Below are 11527 nucleotides of genomic sequence, written 5' to 3'. Positions count from 1 at the left end.
CCTGTATTTAAGCCCGAGCATATGATATGGAGCCACTGAAAGAAATAACCTTTTATTTGGAAGGGTTATCCGAGACGGATAAGGAAAAGTTGCTCTCGGTGTTGGTGCTGGCGGAAATCCGGCTGGAATCCAGCTGGGTATTGCAGGAGCAGCCAGGCGGGGCGGATGTCTGTCTGTCCAGGGGGCATGGTCAGTCGATAGGTGAGCACTCAGGACCCGTCATCTGCTATGCAGAAAAGGATGCGCGTTTCGGCAATAGTGAGCAGGAAGGGGTCTTCTTCCTCAATGTTGATGCCTCTGGAGTGCCACCATTTCCTGATTTGGTCAGTATTTTCAACCAGGTAGACGTCTGGATCAGTGAACAGTCCCGGCATGAAAGTGCACGCCTGTCGGATGTCGGCAACGATGCGTGCGTGCGACCGGCAGGTGAGCAGGACTGCGCGGTTTCGTCGAATCCAGAGCCAACGACGGAGATGCATATTCCGACATTGGTGCCGGTAGTGGATGAGGAAGTGGCAGAAATCTCAGTGCCCTTGAGGGTTGCAACTGGAAGCGAGTCTGAAGGGGTGACCGGGGCTGGAGGTGTAAGCCGGAAGTTGTCCTGGCTGGGTCGAGTTGCCGAGTATGTCCATAATCTTGAGCCGGACAGTTATTATCACAAGATACTGCTTCAGTCAGGTGGGGTTATTCTGCTTGATCTTTATCAAGACAGGTTTTATTCGAGCGTTAATATAGAGAGCTTTCTGGATGGAAGTGGGGATAATAAAACCTCCTATATTTCTTCCATGGATCGGCAGGGTTTTAAAACTGAGCTGAACAAGCAGGATTATTTCGAACGTCCGTTTTCAAACCTGAAATGGTTCCTGGCTCTGTATTCGAATGTAAGTGTTTTGGATATCGATACGGATAACCAGGTTTATATGTTGTCTGCTTGGCCCGAGAATGATCTGCCGGGGTTGCGCCGGGAGCATCTCAAGCTGGCAGCCTTCATGCAGGCCAAACGAGCAAGCGTCGCTGAGATATCTGCCGAGACCGGTTTGAGCGTCGATCTCATCCGTTCGTTCGTTGAAGCCTGTTTTTACGAGGGACTGGTTCGGATGGACCAGGAACCGGAACAAAAGCACAACAGCGCACCAGAAAAGCCCAAAGGCTTCTGGGGCGGCGTGCTTCGCAAGATCAAGTGGTAACACTTGTCACCCTGAGTTAATACTGTTGAGTTGGAACTACTATGTCTAAGCTGGATGACCTGCTGCAAAATATTGTCAATGATGTGGACGGCGCACTGGGGTGCGCGGTCGTGGATCTGGAGAGCGGGCTGTTACTGTCGGTTGCGCATAACGTTCCCTATTTCACCTCGTCCTACCTGGAAGCTGTGGCCGCTGCCGCTGTGGATATGATGCGTGGTCGTAACGTGCGTGCGGTGGAATCGCTGTTGTCCAGTCAGCGTGGTCAGCCGGTTCGCCACATGATCCAGGAAGTGCAAATGAGTACCGAACGGACTTACCACTTCATGGCGGTTGTTCCTGAGAAACCGAACTCACTGGTGGTGCTGATTACCAGCCGTAATACCAACCTGGGGATGGGATGGGCGGCTGTTCGTACCAATCTGCCCAAGATTGGCGAATTCTGTCCCTCCTGAAGCCACCGCCGTTTGAAAGTAAGAGCAGCCTGGATAGCTGCTCTTTTTTTGTTTCGCATGAGCCAAGTTGATGTTGAAGAAGAAACTTAAGGTCGTGGGTGCACTCAGGGAAACGGGTTACTTCGGTCCCCAGCAGATACGCGATACGATTCTGCAGGGAATGAAAGCGTTATCGCTTAATAGTGACTTTATGGGGCGGCCTGAAACCAATATCTACGCCAGTGATACCGAGGTGGTGAAGATCCGTCGGGATCTGAAACTGACCGCCAGGCAGGCGGCCCCCTGGCTGGAAAAAGTGCTCGAAAAGGAGCGACGATTGGGGGCGCATCACCCGGATAAGACCTGGTTTTACATTTATATCGAGCGTGATGGTGTTGAGGCCCCGGGGGAAGAAGTGCTGATTGGCAACATCACACCCCGTTTGTGGCCTCTGCACAAGCTGCTGGAACCAAAACCGGCGTCGGAGCAAGCACGGGAGGAGGCCGGCAAGACTCTCTCAGCCATGTTTAGTCTCTACCTGAGAACCGCCAGTGAGCAGTCGATCAAGCTGGATGAAGGCCTGTCAAACTTTGCGCTCGACGCTGATGGGCAACTGTTCTACGTTGATGACGAGGTCTATTCTTGGGACAAGTTCATCTCCTTCTCGATGATGTTGGGGGTGATGATCCGCAAGCTGGACTGGCTGGATCGGGAGTTTGCCCGTGCTCTTGCGCTGGATCTTGGGGAGCAACTGGATGGCACCTTTGGTGATCTCAACTATCGGGCCAGTATCGCCTATCAGTTACGTTCGGCCTTTATGCCGGCGGGCAAGAAGCGGGATGTTGCCAATCTGATTAGTGCCACTTTGACCAGCCCCTCTCCGGCAGATTACGTTTATGTTGATGAAGGGCTTTCGCCCATGGTCACGGGTGAGCCGGGCATGTCCGAGCAATGCTCTGTTGCTGCCGATGACCGTGAGTCCGCAGGCTGTTCGCTGCAGTCGTCACAACGACCGCTGGCAACTTCGTCGCCAGAAATGCTCCCGTCGTCTGTAGACCCCTTTGCAGTGTTGGCTGATGTACATGCCAACCTGCCGGCGTTGGAAGCGGTACTCGACTGGCTGGAAAAGGCGGGGATACGTCAGGGGATCGTGCTGGGCGATCTGGTCGGCTATGGACCCGATGCAGTCGAGGTGGTTGACCGGTTGCGTGCATCAGGCTTGAGAATCATCAAGGGGAATCATGACCATGCGGTGGCGTTGGGGGCCTTTGACCGAGGTCTGTCCAAGAGTGCTCGCCAAGTGGCGGAGTGGACCCATGAGCGACTGTCGGATGAGCACCGTGACTGGTTGAAGCAGCTGCCCCCCGTGCTGGATACCGAGCAGTGGATGGCGGTTCATGGCGCCCCGCTGGACCCGGAATTTTTCTATGGTTATGTCTATGAGATGACCTATCGTGAAAATCTGGACAAGCTGGTCGAACTGCAACGCAGGCTCTGCTTTCACGGCCATTCTCATATGCCCGGCCTGTATGGACGCGATGCGGAAGGCCAGGATCGACACAGGGTCGGTGAGCAGCTTTCCCTGAGTGATTTTGAACACTGTCTGGTGTGCCCCGGGTCGGTAGGGCAGCCGCGCAACGGTGTGCCCAGTGCTCAATTTGCCCTCTATTATCCAGGGCAGGATGAGGTGTCTTTCAAGACGCTTGTTTACGACTACGAACCGGTGGTCGAGCGGATGAAGACGGAAAACTTTCCGGCGGATCTTTATCGACGCCTGGCTAAGGGCGTTTGAGACAATCGGGATAAAAAAAGGCGCCCAGCGGGCGCCCAAGGGCTTAGAGCATCAGGAAAACCTTACATCTGCCCGGTTTCTTCATAACGCTGATGCCAGCTCAGCGCTTCTTCCAGCAGATGCGGTGTGTGCATGCCACGACCCGAGTGCAAGGCGCGCTCGTAGTAGTCGATCAGCGCCGGACGGAAGTCCGGATGGGCACAGTTGTTGATGATTTCATGGGCACGCTGGCGCGGTGACAGGCCGCGCAGGTCGGCCAGGCCCTGTTCGGTAACGATGATCTTGACGTCGTGCTCGGTGTGGTCGACGTGGGATACCATCGGCACGATCGCCGAGATGGCGCCGTCTTTCGCAGTGGACGGCGAAACGAAGATCGACAGGTAGCCGTTACGGGCAAAGTCACCAGAACCACCGATACCGTTCATCATGCGGGTACCCATGATGTGAGTGGAGTTGACGTTGCCGTACAGGTCGCACTCGATCAGGCCGTTCATGGCAATGACGCCCAGGCGGCGTGCCAGTTCCGGGTGGTTGGAGATATCCTGCTGACGCAGAATGATCTTGTCGCGGTAGAAGTCGATATTATCGTCGAACTCCTTGATACCGTCCGGGCTCAGCGAGAAGGCCGTGGCGGAGGCGACCTTCAGGGTGCCGGACTTGAGCATCTTCAACATGCCGTCCTGAATCACCTCGGTGAACGCGGTCAGATCCTTGTAGGGGCCGGAGTCCAGACCTTCCAGTACGGCGTTGGGGATGTTGCCTACACCGGACTGGATCGGCAGCAGTTCCTTCGGCAGGCGACCCAGCTCGATCTCCTTATTGAAGAAATCGAGGATATGCTCGGCGATTCTTTTGGAGACATCGTCACTCGGCTTGAACGGCGAGTTGCGGTCGGCCGCAGCCGTTTCAACCACGGCGATCACTTTCTCCGGCGGGCAGGCCAGGTACTGTTCACCGATACGATCGGCCGGATCGGTCAGCATGATCGGCTTGCGGTTCGGCGGCAGTGCGGTGCCGTAGTAAATGTCGTGCATCCCCTCCAGCTTGGCGTTCTGCTTGGAGTTGACCTCAAGAATGATCTTGTCGGCCTGTTCGATCCAGGTCTTGTTGTTACCGATGGAGGAGGACGGAATCAGGCTGCCGTCTTCGCGAATGCCGGCTACTTCGATCAGGGCGATATCCATCTTGCCGAGGAAGCCGGACCAGGCGTACTGCGACACCTCGGAAAGGTGGTAATCAACATAATCCATGGTGCCGTTATTGATACGGCTGCGACAGATGGGGTCGCTCTGGAACGGCAGGCGCATCTCAATGCCGTCGACTTCGGCCAGTACACCATCCAGTTCCGGGGCGGTGGACGCGCCGGTCCAGACGTTGATGCGGAACGGCTTGGCATTGGGCTGGGCATTCAGGTGGCGGATACGTTCAGCCAGGGCGCCCGGGACTGCTTTCGGATAACCGGCGCCAGTAAAACCGCTCATGCCGACGTTGGCACCCGCCGGGATCAGCTCGGCGGCTTCTGCGGCACTCATGATACGCTGACCGAGTACCGGACAGAGGATTCGTGAAGTATCAGACATATTCAATCTCATGTCACATTGTTGACAATCTTGCGCTTCAGACTGGTGTCTGTTTTTTGCACAAGAGTGAAGGTGTGCCATTCTATCAGCGATTCAGCGGGTTTTAAGTCGTTGGTGAGCGAAGATAGTAGTTCTTTAGTATAGGTTTGGCAAAGAATTGTAGACATTGTTGCGATTTTGTGGAAACTAAGTTGCATTCTGCGCAACCTGTGGCCGTGGTTTGGCTCGCGGCTGAAAGCTGAGGCGGAAACGATTTGGCGGTTTCGTGCAGACACAAAAAAACGGGCCGTAAAAGGCCCGTTTTAGGTTTTTGAGCAAGTAGACCGGCGTTTTATTCGCTGTCAGGTTTAGGCTTGCGCTTCATCATCGGCATGGAGCCGTCACCCAGGCTGGGTCGGCTGGGCGCTGCGCTGCTGCGGGGGGCGTCATTGCGGCGCTTGCCGACCTGCTTGCTGTCACGCTGGCGCTGCTTGCCGGCGGTTTTGCTGGCCGTCTTCTTGCCGCCCTTGCTCTCGGGTTTCTTTTTCTTGCCGGCGGCCTTGCCAGAAGCCTTGACCTTCTTCGGCCCTTTATAGCTGCCTTCCACGCCCTTGAGGGTGCGACGTTCGAATTCGAGACGCAGGTAGCGCTCGATGCTGGCCATCAGGTTCCATTCATTGTGGGCGATCAGGCAGATCGCCAGGCCTTCGCGCTCCTGGCGGCCGGTGCGACCGACCCGGTGCAGGTGTTCGTCGCCCTTGCGCGCCATATCGAAGTTGATCACCAGATCCAGACCTTCGATATCGAGGCCGCGGGCGGCAACGTCAGTGGCCACCAGAATGTTGATCGTGCCGCTGCGCATCAGCCCCATCACATGTTTGCGCTCGTCCTGGCTCATCTCGCCATGGAGGACACCGGAGCGACGGTTCTGCCGCTGCAGACTCTTGGCCAGCCATTGAGCCTTGTCACGGGTGTTGGTGAAGATGATCGCCTTGTCGTAGCTCTCATGGGCCAGCAGCCACTCCACCAGGCGTTCCTTGTGCTTGTCGTCATCGGCCAGAATGATCTGCTGGCGTATGTTCTCCTGCCCCGTCTGGTGGGTGTTCAACAGCAGCTCTTTGGGCTCGTTGAGCACTTCCGGCAGCAGTGCGCGCACGCCGCGGTGGGTCAGCGTGGCGGAAAACACCATCGACTGGCGTTCGGCACGGCAGATATCCACAATCGCCATCACTTCGTCGCGGAAGCCCATGTCCAGCATCCGGTCCGCTTCGTCCAGCACGAGGAACTCAAGGTCGTCGAAGTCCAGGGTCTGGCGCTCCAGGTGCTCGGCCAGACGGCCCGGAGTGGCGACCAGAATTTCCGGGTTCTTGCGGATCTCGGCGGCCTGTTCCTTGAAACCGGTGCCGCCACAAACGGTCATTGCGCCGATGCGGGTAAAGGCGGCCATATCCTTGACGGCCTGGCAGACCTGCTCGGCCAGTTCGCGGGTGGGAGTCAGGATCAGGCCGCGGGTGCCGGTGTTGGGTGCCGGGTTATCCAGAAAATGCTGAAGCATCGGCAGGACGAACGCGAGCGTCTTGCCGCTCCCGGTTTCCGCACCCACGATCAGGTCGTGGCCATCCAAAGCCTCGGGCAGGGCTGCCTGTTGTACGGGAGTGGGCTGAGTAAACCCCAGTTTGTCGATCGCCTTGAGCAGGCGGTCATGCAGCATCAGTTCAGCAAACACGTTGATTTCTCGCATGGTCATGTGTGCACGAATCCTAGCAAATTATGGCGTCGCTGAGGATGTAAAGTGAACACAAAGAACAAACTCCCTGCCGCCGCGGCACAGGTTCAGCTGTGCCGAGGTTGTTCAGACAGTTGTCCACAGTTTATGTGGATATGATCCTCAGGCACTGTCAGCGTTAGACATATGTTGCAAAGCCGCAATCACTGCTTGCATTAAGGGTTAATAATGTCTGAACATTGCAACTATTTTGCGTTTGAACTTTGCTGTCAGTAGATGAAGGTTTTGCATGCCCCCCTCCAGTTCATTGTCTTCGGAAAGTACGCGCCTGGCTCTGCTCGAGTTGCTGGCAATCCTTGACACCCCTGCTGAAGCTGCGTTCGATAATTTGACCTGCCTGGCGGCGCGGCTGTTTGATGTGCCGATGGCACTGATCTCGTTCATCGATGCGGAACGCCAATGGAATAAGTCCACTGCAGGCATCCAATTGGAGTCGATGCCACGGCAAGAGTCATTATGCAGTCAGGTATTGGCTGCCGAGACGCTGCTGGTGATCGAAGATGCCCGCCGGGACCCGCGGTTCAGTCATCTGCCGTTGGTGAGCGCAGACACTGGGGTGCGTTTTTATGCCGGGGTACCGCTGAAGGTTGAGCAGCAGGTACTGGGCACCTTCTGTGTCATGGACAGGACGCCCCGCCAGCTGGACAGTCGGCAAATTGAGCTGCTTCAGCTGCTTGCTGCCCAGGCTGAACAGCTCATCAGCCTGGGCACTGCACAACGGTTGCGGGATCGCCAGGCCGGTGACAGCCGTGCCGGCGGTGCGCGCTATGACGCGATCATCGAAGGCGCGGCTGCCGGTATCGTGCGGATCAACGGCAGGGGGCAGATTCTGGAAGCCAACCCGTTCGTGCAGGAGATGCTGGGTTATACCCTGGACGAAATGATCGGACGCAACGTCAAAATGCTGATGCCGGCGCGCTGGAGCGAGGCCCATGACGGCTATCTTGAAGCCTATCAGCGGACGGGTGAGGCACGCGTGATCGGTACCGGTCGAGAGGTTGAGGCGCTGCATAAAGATGGGCATACCATACCGGTCCATCTGGCGGTCAGCGAGGTGGTGGCCGAGCAGGGAGAATCCGCGACCCGCGAGTTCATCGGCATCCTCTCCGATCTGCGGGATGTGCATGCTGCGCGCCAGTACCAGGAGCGACAGCGAGCCCTGCTGGAAGTGTTGCATACCGGACTGACCGACTATCGCGCACTGGTCTCGGGCAATACGCTGTGGGAGTTCCTCAAGGAAGCCCTGAGGGAGCTCACAGGTAGTCATTACGCCCTGATTGGCGAGGTGGTAGAGCAGTCCGGCGTGTCGGCTCTGAAACTGCATGCGATCACCGACCTCTCCTGGAGCGATGACTCACGCCGTTTGATGCAGCAGCTGGTCAGCGGCGACATGATGCTGACCAATCCTGACAGCATGCTGGGGCGGGTCTTCGCCGGTGGCGAGGTGGTACTCAGCAATGATATGGAATCTGACCCCCGTGGCGGCGGTTTGCCGCCAGGCCATCCCGCCTTGCATCGTTATCTTGGCGTGCCGATTCGGGATGGCAGCCGGGTCATCGGCATGTACGCCATCGCCAATGCCGACGAAGATTATGATGAACGGCTGGTCGCATGGCTGGAGCCCTTTACTTCGACCTGTGCTCTGCTGATCAACCTGTACCGGCAGATGAACGAGCAGCGTGACTTGAATGAGGAACTACAGCGTGCCAATGCCAGGGTTGAGCGTGCCAGCCAGGCGAAGACGGAGTTTCTATCGTCGATGAGTCATGAGCTGCGTACCCCGCTCAACTCCATTCTCGGGTTTGCCCAGTTGTTACTGAATGGACGCCAGCCGTTGACCGAGCGCCAGCAGCGTCAGACCGAGCAGATCATGCGCAGCGGACGTCATCTGCTTGACCTGATCAACGAGGTGCTTGATCTGGCCCGAATCGAAGCGGGCAAGATGCAGGTGTCGATCGAACCGGTCAGCCTGGGGGATGTGATCCAGGAAGCGCTGGAGGTGATGACGCCACTGGCGGATCAGCAGGGTATCCGTCTCAAATGGTGTCAGCCGGAGCGTGCTCGCGTCAGTGTCAGGGCCGATTACACCCGGATGCGCCAGGTGTTGATCAACCTGCTCAGCAATGCGATCAAGTACAACCGTGTCAACGGCAAGGTGGTGGTGCAGTGTCGTTCCAACGCCGATCATGTCCGGGTCAGCGTGCAGGATACCGGGGCCGGCATAGCGGCAGGCCGGATGCAGGAACTGTTTCTGCCGTTCAACCGGCTGGGAGCCGAGTCGGGCAGCATTGAGGGTACCGGTGTGGGCCTGGCGCTGACACGCAAGCTGGTGCGGCTGATGCAGGGGGAGATCGGGGTCAGCAGCGAGGAAGGTGTCGGTAGCGAGTTCTGGTTAGAACTGCCACTGGCGCACCCGGCGGCCACGTCATCAGAGTCGAAATCCGACAGCGCGCAAGCGCTGGAGGTTCAGGCCGAGGAGCGCCGAGTGCTCTATATAGAAGACAACCCGGCCAATCAGCGTCTGATGATCGACCTGTTTGAAGATATCCCCGGCTGTGAGCTGGAATGCGTGGCCACGGCGGAAGAGGGCATCGAGCGGGCCTGTTCTGAACCGCCGGATCTGATCCTGATGGACATCGACCTGCCGGGCATGAATGGTTTTCAGGCACAGCAGCTGCTGCAACGCAATCCGTTGACCGGCTCCATTCCTGTTATCGCGATTTCTGCGGCGGCCTCGACCCGGGAAATCAGGCAGGCGCGTGAAGCAGGCTTTGTCGATTATCTGACCAAGCCTTTGGATCTGGTGGCCTTCACCCGCCATGTCGAGCAGGTACTGCAGGCCGGGGATGGGCTATGAACGCGATCATACCGGACATCAGCAGTGCCGATATCCTGATCGTGGATGACAACCCCTACAATGTCGAGCTGCTGGAAACCCTGCTGGACGAGGAGGGTTATCTCTGCTGTGAGAGTTTTACCGACCCCTACAGCGCCGAAGCGCGTGTGTTGCAGCAGGTCCCCGATCTGATCCTGCTGGATGTTCGTATGCCGGGCATGAGCGGTTTTCAGTTGATGGAGCGGCTACAGCAGGTACTGTCCAAGCCGCAGATGCCCGCGATCATTTTTCTGACCGCGCAAGTTGATGAGCAGACTCGCTATCAGGCGCTGCAGCTGGGTGCTCAGGATTTCATCACCAAACCTTTCGACCATGTCGAGGTGCTGCAGCGGCTGCACAACACGCTGCAGTTGCGGCTGCTGCTGCGTGAGCGCAGCGAGAAGGCGGATCAGCTGGAGCACCTGGTGACGCAGCGTACGGCGGAGCTGCGGTCACAGTCTCGCGAGGACCCTGTGACCCTGCTGCCAAACCGGCGTGGGCTGCTCGAACTGCTGGCTGAACAGATTCAGTACCAGGCACCGGTCAGTGTCTATTTCATCGCATTGGAAGGGCTGGACGAGATCGCTCGCCTGCATGGCTACGGAGTGGCAGACCTGCTCAGCAAAGCCGTAGCGGCTCGCATGCTGAACCAGTTGGGAGCAGAGCAGACTCTGGGGGTATGGAACAGTAGTGAATGGCTGCTGCTGGCGCCCGGGATGGATCAAGGGACTGACATTGCCCACCAATTGCTGCAACTGTTTCAGGCACCTTTCCGGGTCGAAACGATGGCGCTCAGACTGCGCGTGCGCATCGGGGTCAGCAGCAACAGTGAGAGCTGCAGTGCTCAGCAGCTGGTCCGCATGGCCGCTCTGGCCCTGGCGCCGGAAGAGGGGCGCTGGCGTCGCTATGATGCCGGTCTGGAGCAAGCACTGCTGCGGCGCAAGCAGATTCAGGATGCCTTGGCACTGGCCCTGGAGAATAATGAATTCCATCTCGTATTTCAGCCCAAGGTGGATGTGGAAAATGGCCGGTTCAGCAGCGCCGAGGCTCTGCTGCGCTGGCAGAACAGTACACTGGGGGCGGTCTCGCCGGCTGAATTCATCCCGCTGGCGGAGGCCGGCGGGGAGGTGGTTCAGATCGGTGACTGGGTAGTGGACAGGGTCATCGAATACCTGAACGACTGGCGCGGCAGGGGGCTGGTCGGTGAAGATTTTTCCCTCGCGGTCAACGTGGCCAGTGTGCAATTGATGCAGCCGAGGTTTGCCGAGCGGCTGGTTCAGCGGGTGTTGGCGTCAGGTCTGCCTCCGGGTGCACTCGAGGTGGAAGTGACCGAGTCGGGGCTGATGGAGGATATAGAGCTGGCGATGACGCAGCTGGAGGTGCTGGCAGCGGCGGGGATTCGAATTGCAATCGATGACTTCGGTACAGGGTACTCCTCGCTGGCCTACCTGAAGACTTTGCCGGTCTCGGTGCTGAAGATCGATCGTGCCTTTATTCGTGAGCTGCACAATAACATTCAGGATCAGCGTCTGACCGAGACAGTGATCGCCATGGCCCGGCATTTTGAATGCAAGACGGTAGCCGAAGGTGTGGAGTTGCCCGAGCAGTTAAGCATGCTGACCCGGATGGGCTGTGATCAGGTGCAGGGGTTCCTGTTTGCCCCACCGCTGAAGGAGGCGGCCATGCTGAAAATGGTACGCTTGGGGTTCGATCACCTGTTTACGACCCGGCTTGAGAGTGAGCCTGCTCTGTAACAGAGAAGCGTTTCCTGCCGACTGAGTCTATAAGCTGAGTCTCCCTTCGCTGTTTTGTCTGCGCCACCCGCAGACAGCCCTGTGCGGGCTTTGCTACATTGTCTCTAACAGCGGTCCGTAACAGCGTAAGCCTATGCGCTGAT

7 protein-coding genes are annotated in these 11527 nt (G+C 57.6%); 5 read left to right on the top strand and 2 right to left on the bottom strand.

Annotated features, from left to right (window positions below; all coding sequences use genetic code 11):
* Nucleotides 1–26: 26 nt before the first annotated feature.
* The 3 genes from ABD013_RS11665 to ABD013_RS11655 all read left to right on the top strand — a co-directional run bounded on the left by ABD013_RS11665 (nt 27) and on the right by ABD013_RS11655 (nt 3410).
* Nucleotides 27–1187: a hypothetical protein gene (locus ABD013_RS11665; protein ID WP_343806074.1), complete on the top strand. Its 1161-nt coding sequence runs from the start codon at nt 27–29 to the stop codon at nt 1185–1187.
* Between the two features lie 41 nt (nt 1188–1228).
* A complete protein-coding gene (locus ABD013_RS11660) occupies nt 1229–1639 on the top strand; it encodes a roadblock/LC7 domain-containing protein (RefSeq protein WP_343806072.1) in 411 nt (136 codons plus the stop codon).
* 70 nt (nt 1640–1709) lie between these two features.
* Nucleotides 1710–3410: a metallophosphoesterase family protein gene (locus ABD013_RS11655; protein WP_343806070.1), complete on the top strand. Its 1701-nt coding sequence runs from the start codon at nt 1710–1712 to the stop codon at nt 3408–3410.
* Nucleotides 3411–3472: 62 nt separating this feature from the next.
* Here ABD013_RS11655 and scpC read toward each other — a convergent pair whose 3' ends face one another.
* A complete protein-coding gene (scpC, locus tag ABD013_RS11650; protein WP_343806068.1) occupies nt 3473–4990 on the bottom strand; it encodes a succinyl-CoA:acetate CoA-transferase ScpC in 1518 nt (505 codons plus the stop codon).
* Nucleotides 4991–5321: 331 nt separating this feature from the next.
* Nucleotides 5322–6716 carry a DEAD/DEAH box helicase gene (locus ABD013_RS11645; RefSeq protein ID WP_343806066.1) on the bottom strand — a complete coding sequence of 465 codons (1395 nt, stop codon included), beginning with the start codon at nt 6714–6716 and terminating at the stop codon, nt 5322–5324.
* A 268-nt stretch (nt 6717–6984) separates the two neighbouring features.
* Between ABD013_RS11645 and ABD013_RS11640 the strand changes: the two genes are divergently transcribed.
* Together ABD013_RS11640 and ABD013_RS11635 are read left to right on the top strand one after the other, a co-directional pair.
* A complete protein-coding gene (locus ABD013_RS11640; RefSeq protein ID WP_343806065.1) occupies nt 6985–9612 on the top strand; it encodes a GAF domain-containing protein in 2628 nt (875 codons plus the stop codon).
* Nucleotides 9609–11384, top strand: coding sequence for an EAL domain-containing response regulator (locus ABD013_RS11635; RefSeq protein WP_343806063.1), 1776 nt, complete (start codon nt 9609–9611; stop codon nt 11382–11384). The genes ABD013_RS11640 and ABD013_RS11635 overlap by 4 nt, the downstream gene beginning before the upstream one ends.
* The last annotated feature ends 143 nt before the right edge of the window (nt 11385–11527 follow it).

This window comes from Marinobacterium maritimum, assembly GCF_039523155.1.
Lineage (GTDB): Bacteria > Pseudomonadota > Gammaproteobacteria > Pseudomonadales > Balneatricaceae > Marinobacterium > Marinobacterium maritimum.
The sequence above is the reverse complement of the archived record's forward strand: the minus strand, read 5'-3'. Positions and strand labels throughout refer to the sequence as shown.

Coding starts and splice junctions, on each gene's coding strand:
- ABD013_RS11665 (WP_343806074.1), top strand. CDS start 27: ATGGAGCCACTGAAAGAAATAACCTTTTATTTGGAAGGGTTATCCGAG.
- ABD013_RS11660 (WP_343806072.1), top strand. CDS start 1,229: ATGTCTAAGCTGGATGACCTGCTGCAAAATATTGTCAATGATGTGGAC.
- ABD013_RS11655 (WP_343806070.1), top strand. CDS start 1,710: ATGTTGAAGAAGAAACTTAAGGTCGTGGGTGCACTCAGGGAAACGGGT.
- scpC (WP_343806068.1), bottom strand. CDS start 4,990: ATGTCTGATACTTCACGAATCCTCTGTCCGGTACTCGGTCAGCGTATC.
- ABD013_RS11645 (WP_343806066.1), bottom strand. CDS start 6,716: ATGACCATGCGAGAAATCAACGTGTTTGCTGAACTGATGCTGCATGAC.
- ABD013_RS11640 (WP_343806065.1), top strand. CDS start 6,985: ATGCCCCCCTCCAGTTCATTGTCTTCGGAAAGTACGCGCCTGGCTCTG.
- ABD013_RS11635 (WP_343806063.1), top strand. CDS start 9,609: ATGAACGCGATCATACCGGACATCAGCAGTGCCGATATCCTGATCGTG.